The following is a 15,257-nucleotide window of genomic DNA, read 5'->3' as shown; positions in this document are numbered from 1 at the left end:
GGGAGAGGGAAGGGGCCCGCGCGATGCGCGGGAAGGGTGAGGGTGCGGCCGAGGATAAGGCTGTGATCCTCGTACGACCCTCACCCGCCCGCTTCGCGGGCACCCTCTCCCGGGACGGGAGAGGGACAAAGCGTCGCTTACGGCGCGGCGCGCAGGGTCTGGTCGCCGTAGTATTTCCGCGTGGCGACGTAGCTGTTGTACGGACCCTGGTAGCCCTTGCTGGCGGCCTTCTTCAGGTTCACGTCGGTCATCACGCAGACGAACTTGCTGTGGTCGATCGGACCCAGGTCGGCCACCGCGTCCAGGTCGCTCGCCGTGGTGTGGCCCCAGCGGGTGACGAAGAGCACCTTGGAAGCGGCGCCGCAGACGATGCGGGCGTCCGACACGGCCAGCGCCGGGGCGGTGTCGAACACCACCAGATCGAAGCTGGGCGACAGGCCGGCCATCAGCTGCACCAGGCTGTCGACGTTGAAGCGGTCCAGCGTCATCGGGTTCAGCTTGCCCGCCGGAACCATGGCGAAGGGCACGTCGTCGGAGGTGTGGACGATCTCGTCGAGCGTGGCGTCACCGGCGATCCAGTCCGACAGGCCCTTCTTGGTGGACAGGTCGAACAGCCCTTCCATGCGGGAGCGGCGGAAGTCGGTGTCCACCACCACCACCCGGCGGCCGGCCTGGCTGGCGACCTGGGCGACGGCGAGCGTCAGCGAGGTCTTGCCGTCCTGCGGGCGGGCCGAGGTCACCGCCAGCGCACCGACCGGGCCGAGATCCGACAGATGGTTGCGGAACAGGGCGCGCAGGGATTCGCTGAACAGCGAGAAGGGGTGGCGCTGGAAGATCTTGTAGAGCCGGCCCTTGGCCCCGCGGTCGCTGTGGTGCGGCACGATGTGGACGGTGCCGACGCCCAGGATGCGGCGCACGGCGTCCGGGGTGTGGATGCGGCGCTGAAGAAGCTCCAGACCGAAGACGCTGAAGACGGCCAGAGCGAGGGCGGCGACGAAGCCGGCCAGCAGCAGCAGGACGCGGAAGGGACCCGACGGCTCGTGCGGCACCTGCGGCGCAGAGACCAGCTTGACGGCGGCCGGGAAGGCGCGGCTGTCCTTCTGGGCCTCGACCTCTTCCAGACGGCCCAGCAGGCTGTCGAGAAGCTGGCGCTTGGCGGTCGCCTCGGATTCCAGGGTGCGCAGCGGGATGGCCTGCTCCTGCATGGTGGCGTAGCTGCCCTCCATGCGGGTGATCATGGCGCGCAGCGCGCCTTCCTGTTCGACCGCGACCTGGGCGGCCTCGCGGACGCCGTTGATCTCACGGCGGATTTCCTGCTGCAGCGAGGCGTTGGCCTCGTTCAGGCGGCCCTGGAGCTCGACGATGCGCGGGTGCTTCGGACCGTACTGGCGGGAGAGCTGGGCCATTTCCGTGGAGATGGCGGCGACCGTGGCGCGGAGCTGGGCGACGACCGGCGAGGCGATGCTGCCGCCGATGGCGTTCCAGTTGCCGGCCTTCAGGTTGCGCTCCAGCGTGTCGGCCTGGGCGACCGAGCGGGCGCGGATGGCCGAGGCCTCGCTCAGGCGCAGGCGGGTCTGCTCAAGCTCGTTCTGGGCCATCAGGCCGGTGCCGCCCTTCAGCAGGCCGCCCTTGACACGCGCCTCCTCGACCTTGGCGTCGGCCTCGGCCACCTCCTTGCGCAGCAGGACGATGCGGTCCTGCAGCCAGGAGATCGCGCTGGTCGACAGGTCGCGGTCCATCTGCTGGCGGGTTTCCATGTAGCGGCGGACGATGCCGTCCACCACGTCGCGGCTCAGCTGCGGCTCCTTGGAAGTGAAGCGCACCTGGATCACGCGCGACCGGCCGACGATGGCGACGTCCAGCTTGCGGTGGATGCGCGCGATGATCTGGTCGTTGCCCAGCGCGGCGTGCGCCTCGCGCGCCCGGATGTCCTGCGCCACCTCGTCACCATGGCTCAGCAGCCAGGCGACCGGGGCCGGCGGGGCGCCGTCCCAGAAGCGCCCGGCGACGTCGCGGCCGTAGGCCACCGCGCGCTCGACGAGCGGCAGCGTCTCGTCCTCCTGCGCCGGCGGGTTGAATTCCGGATGCTGGGCGAGCTGGAGATCGTTCACCACCTGGTTCAGCACCTGCGGCGACTTCAGGATCTCGATCTCGCTCAGGATGGCGGCGTCCTCGGTGGGGATTGCGCCCACCACCTGCTCGACCTCGCGGACGACGCGGACCTGCCGGTTGTCGACCAGCAGAAGGGCTTCGGAGGTGTACTGGTCCTTGAGCGTGGAGACGCCCAGGGCCGACAGGCCGGTCAGCACCACCACGATGGCCGCGATCAGCCACTTGTGGCTGCCCAGCACGCGCAGGATGAAGCGGAAGTCGGGGCCCATGGACGGGGTCTGGGATTCGAACTCGCTGCGCCGGGACGGGCCGGGGGCGGCGGGCCATGCCGGAACCGGAGCCGGCGGACCGCCGTGATGGCCGCCATGATTGACTTGGGGCAGATTTTCCACGTCTCAAAGCTCCTTATGCATGGGCGCTGGTGCTGGGGCGCTGGACGAACGCATGGCGGCACGGCGCATAAGCATGACGGTGTGGGCGAAGCCGAAAGCGCCGACGCAATAGCGGCGAAACAGGCGGCGGGGCTCCTGGACCAGCCGGAACGCCCATTCCAGCCCGATGCGCTGGACGGCGGCGGGGGCCCGGGTGAAGCGCCCGGCGAGGAAATCGATGATGGCGCCGCCGTTGATGATCAGCACCTTATGATCCAGCGCGCGCTTGAGCTGGGCCGCGACCTCCTCCTGGCGGGGCATGCCCATGGCCAGGATGATGACGTCGGGCTCAATCTCCCGCGCACGGGCGATGTAATGCTCCACGGAATGGAACCCGTGCTGGGCATCGACATAGTCGTGCGGGGTCCGCTCCTTCAGACGCTCGATCCCCTCGTCCAGCCAGGGCGCCGCGGTGCCGTAGACGGCGACCCGACGGGGCGACAGGTGGCGAAGGAGGAGCGGGATGAAATCGGTCCCGTTCATGTTCAGCCCGACCGGCTGGTCGAGCCAGGGCAGGGCGGTCTCCAGCGCCACGCCGTCCCGCAACAGGACGTCGGAGGCGCGGAAGGCCGACCACGCGGCGGAGGACCCCGCGCAGAGGTTCACGCCGTGAGCGTTGAGGAACGACAGGATGGTCGGTCGCTCGACGGCTGACAATGTCTTTATCAATGCATGGCGCTCGTCCTCGCAAGAAATACACCGTATTCTCTCGATCAGTGCCAGGACGTCACGAGGGGTCGGCATGCACATCTCCTAACCAAATCAGCGAAGCGACGACGGTTGCGTTGTCTGTGCAACGATGATGCCCGACGGTTTGCGGTGCAGTAAGACGATATTGCTTGCTAACACTTTCGATTGGGGGCAGCCGGCAAGACCGTTACCGGGTACCCCTTTCGACGCCATTGCCGGACAACAGGGAATGATGTGGCCGGCACCGCCCCTTTTTCGCAGCGGTGGGATGGGAGAGGGGCAAGTTCAGGCGAATTAGCCCGGCCACGCCGGGAGAACCCCTGAATCGGCTTGCCCTATCTTATGGCTCCGACCATATAGGTACGCCCGTGGGGTGCCGGTGTGCAGAATAGGGGGTGGGCGTCCGCCCCGCGGCACGGCACTGTTCGAGAACCGGCGAAGCCCCCCAAGACCGCCAGACCCCGACCAGCCCCTTGAATTCTTAGGCCGATCTCTCCGGGGCCGGCGATGGAAGAAGACCAGTTCATGAGCAACGACGAGACCACCCCCCGCCAAGCCGGCACCGCTGACGAGTTCGACCGGCGCGACGCGCTGCGCGCCATCGCCGCGGTGGTGCGCGGCGACGGAATCGAGGTGGACGCCGACAGCACCCCAGCCCGCTGGTCGGTCGCCGTCGTCCATGAGGTGGTCGTTCCCGGAACCGACCGGAAGCTGAAGCTGCGTTTCCGCGTCGCGCTCGGCCCGCTGCCCGACATCGAGGCGGAGCTGTGGGGCCTGATGACCGCGGAGGAGGGCTTCGGCCGTCCCCAGGCGAAGGCGCTGGGCAAGCGGGTCAAGGCCGCCTGCCTGTCCTCCGCCGCCATCGAGAAGGCGCGCGGGCGGGTGGACGGCTGGTTCGCCTCCATGGCGCAGCGCGCCAACGGCTTCGGCGAGGCGTGGCGGCCCAAGGGCTTCGCCGACGAGCTGGGCCGGGTGATCGGCTTCGGCGGGCGCATCCCGCGCCTGCAGACCCTGCTGGACGCGCTGGAGGAGGCCTTCTCCACCGCCGCCGCCCGCGCCGGCCTGAAGGTCCGGCGGGAGCGGCTGGAGAACGCCTCCGGCCTCGGCGTCTATCTCGACAGCTTCGCCACGGCGCGCGCCATGGTGCGCAAGCTGCGGCTGTTCGTCGGCCCGACCAACTCCGGCAAGACCCACGCCGCCATGGACCGGCTGGCCGAGGCGCCGAGCGGCTGCTACCTCGCCCCGCTGCGCCTGCTGGCGCTGGAGGGGCAGGAGGCGCTGGAGACGCGCGGGCAGGCCTGCAGCCTGGTGACCGGCGAGGAGCGCGACGTGCGGCCCGGCGCGTCCTTCACCTCCTCGACCATCGAGATGGTCAACACGTCCAAGGTCTGGGGCGCCTGCGTCATCGACGAGATCCAGATGATCGGCGATCCCGACCGCGGCTGGGCCTGGACCCAGGCGGTGGCCGGCGTGGCCGCCCCGGAAATCCTGATGACCGGCTCCGCCGACGCCATTCCCTACGTCCAGCGTCTCGCCACCGCGCTGGGGGAGGAGCTGGAGGTCGTGGAGTTCACCCGCAAGTCGCCGCTGCGCGTGCAGGAGGAGCGGGTGCCGCTGGAGAATGTGCGCCGCGGCGACGCGGTGATCGCCTTCTCGCGCAAGGACGTGATGGGGCTGCGGCGCGAGCTGCTGGCCCGCGACCACACGGTGGCGGTGATCTACGGCGCCCTGTCGCCGGAGGTGCGGCGGGCCGAGGCGCGGCGCTTCCGCGACGGCTCGGCGGACGTGCTGGTGGCGACCGACGCCATCGGCATGGGGCTGAACCTGCCGGTCGCCCGCGTCGTCCTGTCGACCACCCGCAAGTATGACGGGCGGGAGGAGCGCGACCTGAATTCCTCCGAAATCCGCCAGATCGGCGGGCGGGCCGGGCGCTTCGGCATGCACGAGGAAGGCCGCGTCGCGGTGCTGGAGGGAGAGAACATCAACCCGGTGCGCCGGGCGCTGACCACCCCGCCGGTGCCGCCGGAAGACCCGCGGGCCTGGATCAGCCCCAACCTGACCCACGTCGAGGCCATCGCGCGGGAGCTGGACACCGACAGCCTCGCCAAGGTGCTGCGCACGGCGGGGCAGGAGCTGCTGCGCGCCAACCAGACCTTCCGCATGACCGACCTGGAGCAGCGCATCCAGGCCGCCACGGCCGTGGACCGGGCGAAGCTGCCGCTGGCGGAGCGCGACATGCTGGCGCGCTGTCCCATCGACGTGCGCGACCAGAACAACCTGCGCCTTTTGGCGCTGTGGGCGACCAACCAGGGCAAGGGGATCCGCAACTCCGCCCCCGACGCCGCCGAGCGCTTCCACCACCGCGTCGGCACCGACGTGGAGCTGGAGAAGGCGGAGCGGGCGGTGAAGGAACTGACCGCCTACGCGTGGCTGGCCTACCGCTTCCCCGATGCCTATCCGGACATGGACCTGTGCCAGGAGCGCCGGGCGATGCTCAACGCCTTCATCGAGCGGACGCTCGCCGAACGCTCGCTGGCCCGCGCCTGCCCGGTCTGCGGCACCCGGCTGAAGGCCAACCACCGCTTCCGGGTCTGCGACAGCTGCTACGCCGGGCGGGTGGAGGAGCGGCAAGGCGAGCGGCGCGGGCGCCGTCCCGACGGGGCGCGCGGACCGGACAAGGGAGCGGCTCCGGCGGAAGGTGGCCACCCGTCCTTCCACCACCCGCTGCCCGGCCGCAAGCGCGGCAAGGGCGGGGCGGGGCATCGCGGCCGACGCCCCGCGGGGGGATGAGTTCGTTCCCTCTCCCGCCCCGGGAGAGGGTGGCCCGAAGGGCCGGGTGAGGGTTATGCGAGGAACAGGGGCTGATCCTTGGCTGGACCCTCACCCTTCCCGCGCTTTGCGCGGGCCCCTTCCCTCTCCCGGGGCGGGAGAGGGAATTCATCGTCGTCACGCTGCCACGACGCCGCTCTGGCCGGTGTCGTCCCGGCGGGTCCAGGTGATCTCCTCGGTTCCGCCGCCCTCGGTCAGGAAATAGCGGCGCAGCGGCACCAGATCGGCCCCCAGTTCATAAACCAGCGGGCGGCTGGTCGGGATCTCGAACAGCGGGATGTCCCGGTCGGCCACCTTGTCGAGATGCTTGACGAGGCCGCGCAGGCTGTTGCCGTGGGCCGACACCAGCACCCGCGCGCCCAGCCGCAGGGCCGGGCAGATGCCTTCCTCCCAGAAGGGGATCACCCGGTCCGTGGTGTCCTTCAGGCTCTCGCCGCGCGGCAGGTTCGCGCGGCCGATCCCGGCGTAGCGCCGGTCCGACACCGCGGAGCAGGGGTCTTCCGGCTCGACCGGCGGGGGCGGAACGTCCCAGCTCCGCCGCCACAGGAAGACCTGCTCAGCGCCGTGGCGGGCCGCCGTCTCCGTCTTGTTCAGCCCCTGGAGCGCGCCGTAGTGGCGCTCGTTCAGGCGCCAGTGCTTGTGCACCGGCAGCCACATCCGGTCCATCTCCTCCAGCACGATGTCGAGCGTCCTGATCGCCCGCTTCAGGACGGAGGTGAAGGCCACGTCGAAATCGAATCCGGCCTGTTTCAGCAGGCCGGCGGCATGGCGGGTCTCGGCCACCCCCTGTTCGGTCAGATCGACGTCGGTCCAGCCGGTGAACAGGTCCGAACGGTTCCAGACGCTCTGACCATGCCGCAGCAGCACGAGCCGATGCATGGGTCCCCTCCTCCTCACGTGACGGTTGCTCCTTCCGGGAACGGGGGGACGGAGGAAGGGTTCCGGCCAAGGCGTCACAAATGGCGCGGCTTTGTGTCAATTTGGAAACGCAGGAGACACATTCGGACAACAAAGACGGGGTAATCTGCGGGGCAGGCGAAATTATCCGCCCGGCTCATTGCGAAGCCGGACTGCGACGCCGAGCCAACTTGCGTTCCGAGGCCGCCATGCAGCATCATGACCTCCTCTCCAGGACCGTTTCGACCGATCGGGACATCACCCTGGAGGCGCTTCGTGTGTTCACCTATCTGAGCCGGCGGCTCCATTTCGACCGTCCCGTGCCGGTGCTCCAGTCCGAACTGGCTGATGCGCTCGGCATGCAGCGGCCCAACGTCAACCGGGCCATCAAGCTGCTGGAAACCAAGCAGATTCTTCTGCGGGATTCCAAACTGGGGCGTGCGATCACGTTCCGGTTGAACCCGGAACTGGAGGGCGGCCGGGCCTGAAACTGGTCCGGAATGATTTTCGAAACGCGTCATCTTGTCTTCACGAACTCGGCCCTCAAGAAAGCCTTCGGCTGGTACCAGAAGGTGCCGAATCAGACCGATCTTCCCTTGGGCCTGATCGCCTCCGTCGTTCCGAAATCGGACGGAGGCGTGGTGGTCATGGTTCAACAGGGTGCCGCGAAGGTGAGGGATGTCGCCTTCATGCCCAGCAAGACGCTCGGCATCCTCCTGCTGTTCTGCCGCCGTCAGAAAATTCCCATTCCGCGCGACGCCGAGAAGGACATTTTCCCGTCCGACGATGGACTGATGATGACGGTCCGTGGCAGTTGCAACACCACGGCTCCGCCGCCGTGACTTTGCCGAGCGCGCTCAGTCGGCTCCGCAGCCCACGGGCTGCGCCATGGCCAGGGGAATGTCCGCCTCGGTGAAGCGGTAGCCGTGGCCGGCGGCGAAATCGACCAGATCGCCCAGCGTGATCAGCCTGCGGGACGCTCGCCGCAGCGCCTTGCGCAGGGTGGGGTCGGCCTCGACCGCGACCAGGAATCGGATGTAGTCGCCATGACACATGCCCAGCCCCCTTATGTCGTTGCGGCGTTGCCGACACAAGCAATGGAACGTTGCGGACAGTCCGGTGTCTTGATATCGCCTATTTGCCTAAAATTGTATATAAAAAGCAAGACAAACGGTGCGGCGTCCTGCCGCACCGTTTGTCTTGCCAGATTATAAGGATCGGGCCGTCACTCGCCCGGTTGCTGCACCGTCTCGGCAGGGCTGGAACCCGACGCGATGCTGTCCGGCGTGATCGCCGCGACCGGTTCGCCTGGCCCGGACGCGGCGCGCAGGGCCCGTGCGGCGGCCTTCAGCCCCATGTCGGAACGGCGGTCGGGCATCAGTTCGAACAGCAGCAGGGAGCGGCCGTTGACCGGGATCTCGTCGCCGGTCTGGGCGGTGGCGACCTCCAGCCGTTCGGGCTCCGTGGTGTCCACCAGGGTCAGCCAACGGCTGCCGCCGGCGACCTCGGGCAGCTTGAAGGGCACCACGTCGTGGTAGGCGTTGATGATGAGGAGCAGCGTGGCGTCCGACGCCACCTTCTTGATGCCGGTGGCCTGCGCCCGCCCGTCCAGCAGCATGCCCAGGCAGCGCGCCATCGGGTCCTGCCACTGCTCGGTCGTCTTCTCCTCGCCGGCGGGGGTGATCCAGGTGAGGTCCTTAACCTCCAGGTCGGGGTTGTAGGCGCCGGTGAAGAAACGGCCGCGGCGCAGCAGCGGATGGCTCTGCCGCAGCCCGATCAGGTGGCGGACGAAGTCGGTCAGCGCCCAGCCCTCGTCGCTGACGCCCTCCCAGTCGATCCAGCTGATCTCGTTGTCCTGGCAGTAGGCGTTGTTGTTGCCGTTCTGGCTGCGGGCGAACTCATCGCCGGCCAGGATCATCGGCGTTCCCTGGGACAGCAGCAGGGTGGCCAGCAGGTTGCGCATCTGGCGGAAGCGCAGGGCGTTGATCTCCGGATCGTCGGTCGGCCCCTCCGCCCCGTGGTTCCAGGAGATGTTGTGCGAATGGCCGTCGCGGTTGTCCTCGCCGTTCGCGTCGTTGTGCTTGTCGTTGTAGGCGACGAGGTCGTGCAGGGTGAAGCCGTCGTGGGCGGTGACGAAGTTGACGCTGGCCCAGGGCTTGCGGCCCCGCCGGTTGAACACGTCGGCCGAGGCGGCCATGCGGGTCGCCAGCTCGGGCAGCTTGCCCTCGTCGCCCTTCCAGTAGGAGCGCACGGTGTCGCGGAACTTGTCGTTCCACTCCGCCCAGCCCGGCGGGAAGCCGCCCACCTGATAGCCGCCGGGGCCGCAATCCCAGGGCTCGGCGATCAGCTTGACGCGCGACAGCACCGGGTCCTGGCGGCAGGCGTCGAGGAAGCCGCCACTGTGGTCGAAGCCGTAGGTCTCCCGCGCCAGGATGGTGGCGAGGTCGAAGCGGAAGCCGTCCACATGCATCTCGGTCACCCAGTAGCGCAGGCTGTCGGTGACCATCTGCAGGACGCGCGAATGCACGAGGTTCAGCGTGTTGCCCGTGCCGGTGTCGTTGATGTAGTAGCGCGGGTCCGGCGCCAGCCGGTAATAGGAGGCGTTGTCGATGCCCTTGAAGGACAGCGTCGGCCCCATCTCGTTGCCTTCGGCGGTGTGGTTGTAGACGACGTCGAGGATCACCTCGATCCCGGCGTCGTGCAGGCGGGCGACCATCTCCTTGAACTCGTGGATCGCACCGGTCGCCATGTAGCGGGGGTCGGGCGCGAAGAAGGAGATGCTGTTGTAGCCCCAGTAGTTGCGCAGCCCCTTTTCCAGCAGATAGCGGTCGTCCACGAAGGCGTGGACCGGCAGAAGCTCCACCGCGGTGACTCCCAGCGAGCGGATGTACTCCACCACCTCCTGCTGGGCGAGGCCGGCGAAGGTGCCGCGGTACTGCGGCGGCACCGCCGGGTGCCGCATGGTGTAGCCGCGCACGTGGGTCTCGTAGAAGATCGACTTCTCCCAGGGGATCGCCGGGTGGCGGTCATGGCCCCAGGTGAAGGCCGGGTCGATCACCACGCATTTCGGCATGCCGGGGGCGCTGTCGCGCCGGTCAAAGGACAGGTCGCCGCGTGGCGAGCCGACGCGGTAGCCGAAATGCGCGTCCGACCAGCGCAACGGCCCGACCATGTGCTTGGCGTAAGGGTCGAGCAGAAGCTTGTTCGGGTTGAAGCGGTGGCCCGCCTTGGGTTCGTACGGCCCGTGCACCCGGTAGCCGTAGACGGTGCCCGGCCGGGCGTCCGGCAGATAGCCGTGCCACACCTCGTCGGTGTATTCGGGCAGCTCGATCCGTTCCAGCTCGCGGCGCCCCTCCTGGTCGAACAGGCACAGCTCCACCTTGGTGGCGTTGGCGGAAAACAGCGCGAAGTTGACGCCCAGCCCGTCCCATGTGGCGCCGAGAGGGTAGGGAAGACCTTCCCGGATGCGGGACTGGCGGAAAACCTTAGGAGCGAACGGCGGCTTCTTCACGGTGGAACCTCGTGTGGGCGCGTTGCGGCATGAAGCAGCACAGGAACGCGCAGACCGCCCGGGTGATCCCGTCATCGGCACAATTTCCGATGAATGCCGGAGCCTCAACTCCTGGCCGAAGCATTTGGTGCTCCCTCACCCAAAGAGTGGGTTTGGTATGAGCATGGTCATAGTCGTCATGGCGAGTCGCGCCGATAACTATCGCATGCTATCATCGGTTCCAGACAATAAAGGCAAATAAACTTCTGGGGGATGTCCGGGAGCTTTCCGACAAAGGTCAGAGGAAGCGGGTGTAACGCAAATGACAACTTTCGCCTTTCCATGCTGCCGCCGGGTCTTCGGGTGCGAAGACGTGGAAAGATCAATGAAGGGCGGCGTTGGCGGCCATTCCTCTGCGGCCCCTTCAACCCACGCGCGATGCGCTGTCCGGCGACCCGCGAACCCTTGAATCCGCTTCCCGCCTATCGATCATCGCCCCGGACACAGGCTTCGCCGGTGACCCACGGCATCGTGCATCCGGCGGATCGGCGACGTCATCTCCGCCCCGCCTTACCAAGACGCGCCCGCCCATGATCCGGCTCCCGGTCTACGCCCTGCTGAACTTTCACCCGAAAGCCATCCTGGCTGCCATCGTCCTGGTGATGACGCTGCTCGGCGGTGTGGCGTGGGGTGCGCTGTCTCTGGTCGATTACGTCAGCACGCTCGACCGTGCCGAACGCGGCACCCGGCAGGCCGCCGCCTTCCTTGAAGGGCACGCCGACGCGGTGCTGGACGGCGGGGCCGCCGCCCTGGCGCGGGTCGCCGACCGGTTGGAGGAGGGCGGCTTCGCGTCGCTCGCCGACCGCGCCTTGGGCGAGGCGCTGGCGGCGTCGCGGTTCGGCGCTCTGTCGATCCTGGACGCCGACGGCCGCACGGTGTTCGGTCCCTCCATCCAACCCGACGGCGGAACCGCCAGCTTGTTCCAGGGGGCGGGCGGCGCTCTCGAGCTGTTGCACGGACAGGTGGACGGGCTGGATTCGATCCTGATGGTCCGCCGCATCCTGGGGCGCGACGGCATCGCGGAGGGGGCGGTCCTGCTGGCTCTTCCCGCCTCCAGCCTGCACACCGTGCTCGACGTCTTCGGCGACGGGCGGCACAGCGTCGCCGGGTTGTTCCGTCTGGACGGCACGCGGCTGGCCGGAATCGGAGGTGACGGGGTCGGTCCGCTGCCGGCGCTGGAGCCGGGAGAGGAGAGCGGCGAGAGCGATTGGACCGTTGGCGGAGACGGCGTCGTCATCGGCCTGAAGCGGATGCGCGACTTCCCGGCAGTGGCGGCGGTCGCCCTGCCGCGCATCGTCGTCCTGGAGCCGTGGAGCAACCGTCTGCAGCACGGCTTCATGATGGTCGGCGTCAGCGTCGTCGCGCTGTTCGGGCTGGCCGCGCTCGGCTGGGCCAGCCTGCGGCGCGAGGCGGCGGCCCGCGACGCCCTGCGCGACGCCAACGCCCGGCTGGAGCAGCGGGTGGAGGAGCGCACCGCCGACCTGCGCTCCCTCAACCAGAAGCTCGTCCGCGCCCTGGCCGAGAAGGAGCGGGCCAACCAGGCCAAGGCCCGCTTCCTGTCGGCGGCCAACCACGACCTGCGCCAGCCCTTCCAGGCGCTGCGCCTGTTCCACCACCTGCTGATGGAACGGCTGAAGGAGCCGCGCGAGCGGTCCATCGCCGAGAAGATGGGCGAGGCGCTGGACAGCGGGGAGAAGCTGCTGCACGCGCTGCTGGAGGTCGCCACGCTGGACGCCGGGGTGGTCCGCCCGAACATCGCCGACGTGCCGGTCGCCACGGTGCTGGACAGCGTGGCCACGGAATTCCGCGGGCTGGCGGCGGACAAGAAACTGGATCTGCGGGTGCGCGGATTCCCCGCGATGGTGCGCACCGACGCCACGCTGCTGACGCGGATGCTGGGCGACCTGCTGCGCAACGCCATCGCCTACACCCCGTCGGGCGGCGTCGTGGTCGGTTGCCGGCGGCGCGGCCAATGGCTGCGCATCGAGGTGTGGGACACCGGCTCCGGCATCGCGGCGGAGCATCTGGACGCCATCTTCGAAGACTTCGTGCAGCTCGGCAACCCGGAGCGCGACCGCCGCCGCGGCCTCGGGCTGGGGCTTCCCAAGGTGCGCCGCAAGGCCGCGCTGCTGGGCCACGCGGTGGAGGTCCGATCGCGCCCCGGCCATGGGTCCGTCTTCTCGATCATGGTCCCGTTGGCGTCCAGCGAATCGCGGACGGACACGGTGGTCCCGGTCGCCGCCGGCCGGGCGGAGGATGCCGACACCCGCCTGATCCTGATCGTGGAGGACGACCCGGTGCAGAGCGCCGGGATGCAGCTCCTTCTGGAGAGCTGGGGGCACGACGTTCTCCTGGCGGCGGACGGGCCGGCGGCGCTGGCGGCGCTGCGCGCGGCGCCGCGCTGTCCGGACGTCATCCTCTCCGACTTCCGCCTGCCGGGACCGCTGACCGGCGCCGAAACGGTCACCCGAGCGGCGGAGCAGGAGGGACGGCCGATTCCCGGCATCATCCTGACCGGCGACACCGCCCCCGAACGCATCCGCGAGGCGGTGGCCGCCGGTTGCCGCCTGCTGCACAAGCCCGTCACCCCCGACGTGCTGCGCGGCGCGCTGAACGCCCTGGGAACGGAACGCCAGCCGGTCCGCCACAGCCGGTCGTCCGCGGCCTGACCGCCGGACGGCGCCGGCCTCGACAGGAAGAGCCTTCTATCGAGGGCTGCATTAATCATTCGTGAAGGCCACAAAGGGTACTCTGAAACCGTGATCGGAGGCGAACACGGCCATGCAGCAGCGTCCTCTCACCCGTCTGGATCAGGTCCAGCTCGATGCGGTGGTGCGCCGGCACGAGATGTTTCGGAACGCCCGCATCGGCGGGGCGCGGGCGACGCTGTCCTTTTTCGACCTGAGCGGTCTCGATCTCGCGGGGCGTGACCTCGCCCACGCCGACTTCGTCGGGGCCAGCCTGCGCGGCGCCAATCTGGCCGGGGCGCGGCTCGACTGCGCATCGATGTTCGCCACCGACCTGCGGCTGGCCAACCTGGAGAACGCCAGCCTGATCAAGGCGGATCTGCGCGGTGCCTGCCTGCGTGGGTCGATCCTGGTCGGCGCCAACCTGTTCGAGGCTGACCTGCGCGACGGCTCGCTGGCGGAAAAGGACCGCGACGGCAGCCTGCGCATCATCCAGGTGGAGGGCCAACCGACGGAGGCGTCGGGGGCCGACCTGTCCGGCGCCAACCTGACCAACGCCCGGCTGTCCGGGGCCATGGCCATCCACACCGACTTCACCGACGCGCTGATGCGCGGGTGCAAGCTGGTGCGCGCCACCATGCGAGGAGCCAACTTCACCGGATCGAACCTGGAGGGGGCAGACCTGTCGGGGGCGGATCTGCGCGGCGCCTGCCTGCGCGGCGCGGTGCTGACCGGCGCCACCATGGTCATGACCGAGCTGGCCGACGCCGACATGGAGGACGCGCTGACCGACGATCCGGTGGGCCGCATCGTCGCCGAACTCGGGCGCCCGCTGGACGAGCTTCTGCACGACCACATCCGCTGGGTCGGGTCGAGCGGGGCGGAGGGGACGGCGCTCGACCTGTCGGGCTTCGACCTGAGGCACGCGCCGTCGCTGGCCCACACCTGCCTGACCATGTTGCGGGCGGTGGGGGCGACGCTCTACGGGCTGGACCTGACCAACGTCCAGCTTCAGGCGGCGGTCCTGGAGAAGGGCGACCTGCGGCTCGCCAAGCTGATCGGCGGCGACCTCCGCGGGGTCAACCTGCGGCTCGCCAAGCTGAACAACGCCGACCTGCGCAAGGCCAACCTGCGCCCGCTCTATTTCGACGAGAGGCGGTCGATGCAGTCCGACCTGTCGGGCGCGCGGCTGCGCTACGCCGACCTGCGCGGTGCCTGCCTGCGCGAGGTGAATTTCGCGGGGGCGGACCTGTCCTTCGCCAATCTGGCCGGCTGCGACCTGACCAAGACGGACCTGACCAACGCCCGCATGTTCGGGGCGAAGCTGGAGCGCCGCGCCCTGTCGGACGGCGCCATTCTCGACGGTGTGGCGGGGCTCAAGCTTTAGGACTATATCTGTTGCGGAAGTCTTGATCTGTTGCGGATGTCTTGCGGGAGTGCGGTCCCATGGCCGGGCGCGTCGGTGCGGTTTGCGGTGGCGTGATGTTCGGACTGGTGCTGGCGGTCGGGCTGACGGCCCTGTCCGGTCCGGCGCAGGCGCGGTCGTCGGTGTTCCTGTCCTTCGGGGGGCCGGTCTATCCGGGCTATCCGCCGCCCCACCGGCATTTCCACGGCTATCCGCCGGTTTATGGGGCACCGGTTTACGGACCGCCGGTCTATGTGGTGCCGGCCCCGCCGCCGGTGGTCTACGTGCAACCGGCGCCGACCCCGCCGCCCGCGGTGGTCTTCACCGAACCCGCGCCGGCCCCCATTGCCGCCACCCCGACCGGCCCGGCCTACACGGCGCGCAACGGCCAGCTCTGCCGGGAATACCAGACGATGGTGATGGTCGGCGGCCTGGCGCAGCCCGGCTACGGCACCGCCTGCCGCCAGTCGGACGGAAGCTGGCGGGTGGTCAACTGAGCGGCCATTGCCGTTTCGGCGCCGGGCAACGCCGTTCCGCGCCGCACTATGCCTCCTAAGACCGTGACGGCGGCGCGGAATGTGGTATATCCGGGCAGCGGTTCAGCCCGAGGAGAGTTCTTTGCCCGCCGATACCCGTGCTTTTGGCGCGCCGGCGCC

Annotated in this window: 11 protein-coding genes; 6 read left to right on the top strand and 5 right to left on the bottom strand. The window is 69.1% G+C overall.

The genetic code is table 11. The features are described 5' to 3' along the window. Window positions 1–137 precede the first annotated feature (137 nt). Window positions 138–2,504, bottom strand: coding sequence for a polysaccharide biosynthesis tyrosine autokinase (locus FHW79_RS19135; protein ID WP_348984217.1), 2,367 nt, complete (start codon window positions 2,502–2,504; stop codon window positions 138–140). A gap of 3 nt (window positions 2,505–2,507) precedes the next feature. Then, a complete protein-coding gene (locus tag FHW79_RS19130; RefSeq protein ID WP_145679165.1) occupies window positions 2,508–3,200 on the bottom strand; it encodes a WecB/TagA/CpsF family glycosyltransferase in 693 nt (230 codons plus the stop codon). A 558-nt stretch (window positions 3,201–3,758) separates the two neighbouring features. On the opposite strand from FHW79_RS19130, the gene FHW79_RS19125 reads away from it, so the two are divergent. Beyond that, window positions 3,759–6,023 (top strand): helicase-related protein, encoded by a 2,265-nt coding sequence (locus tag FHW79_RS19125; RefSeq protein ID WP_183180410.1) that lies wholly within the window; start codon window positions 3,759–3,761, stop codon window positions 6,021–6,023. Between the two features lie 156 nt (window positions 6,024–6,179). Here the strand turns inward: FHW79_RS19125 and gpmA are convergent, their stop codons facing one another. Then, window positions 6,180–6,941 carry a 2,3-diphosphoglycerate-dependent phosphoglycerate mutase gene (gene gpmA / locus FHW79_RS19120; protein ID WP_183180409.1) on the bottom strand — a complete coding sequence of 254 codons (762 nt, stop codon included), beginning with the start codon at window positions 6,939–6,941 and terminating at the stop codon, window positions 6,180–6,182. Between the two features lie 209 nt (window positions 6,942–7,150). Here gpmA and FHW79_RS19115 point away from each other — a divergent pair, with 209 nt between their 5' ends. Next, window positions 7,151–7,447, top strand: coding sequence for a helix-turn-helix domain-containing protein (locus FHW79_RS19115; RefSeq protein WP_014198175.1), 297 nt, complete (start codon window positions 7,151–7,153; stop codon window positions 7,445–7,447). Between the two features lie 108 nt (window positions 7,448–7,555). Beyond that, window positions 7,556–7,801 (top strand): hypothetical protein, encoded by a 246-nt coding sequence (locus tag FHW79_RS19110; RefSeq protein WP_247884496.1) that lies wholly within the window; start codon window positions 7,556–7,558, stop codon window positions 7,799–7,801. A 15-nt stretch (window positions 7,802–7,816) separates the two neighbouring features. Here the strand turns inward: FHW79_RS19110 and FHW79_RS19105 are convergent, their stop codons facing one another. Next, on the bottom strand, window positions 7,817–8,014 hold the full coding sequence (locus tag FHW79_RS19105) for a Nif11-like leader peptide family natural product precursor (protein WP_183180408.1): 198 nt from the start codon (window positions 8,012–8,014) through the stop codon (window positions 7,817–7,819). A gap of 170 nt (window positions 8,015–8,184) precedes the next feature. Next, window positions 8,185–10,470: a glycogen debranching protein GlgX gene (gene glgX, locus FHW79_RS19100; RefSeq protein ID WP_183180407.1), complete on the bottom strand. Its 2,286-nt coding sequence runs from the start codon at window positions 10,468–10,470 to the stop codon at window positions 8,185–8,187. 569 nt (window positions 10,471–11,039) lie between these two features. On the opposite strand from glgX, the gene FHW79_RS19095 reads away from it, so the two are divergent. The 3 genes from FHW79_RS19095 (at window position 11,040) to FHW79_RS19085 (ending at window position 15,098) form a co-directional block, all read left to right on the top strand. Continuing rightward, complete coding sequence (locus FHW79_RS19095; RefSeq protein ID WP_183180406.1) at window positions 11,040–13,178, top strand: ATP-binding protein; 2,139 nt, start codon at window positions 11,040–11,042, stop codon at window positions 13,176–13,178. 112 nt (window positions 13,179–13,290) lie between these two features. Next, window positions 13,291–14,583: a pentapeptide repeat-containing protein gene (locus FHW79_RS19090; RefSeq protein ID WP_183180405.1), complete on the top strand. Its 1,293-nt coding sequence runs from the start codon at window positions 13,291–13,293 to the stop codon at window positions 14,581–14,583. A gap of 59 nt (window positions 14,584–14,642) precedes the next feature. Then, complete coding sequence (locus FHW79_RS19085) at window positions 14,643–15,098, top strand: hypothetical protein (protein ID WP_183180404.1); 456 nt, start codon at window positions 14,643–14,645, stop codon at window positions 15,096–15,098. Window positions 15,099–15,257 lie beyond the last annotated feature (159 nt).

The sequence above is a fragment of the Azospirillum sp. OGB3 genome (assembly GCF_014192915.1).
GTDB lineage: Bacteria > Pseudomonadota > Alphaproteobacteria > Azospirillales > Azospirillaceae > Azospirillum.
The sequence above is the reverse complement of the archived record's forward strand: the minus strand, read 5'-3'. Positions and strand labels throughout refer to the sequence as shown.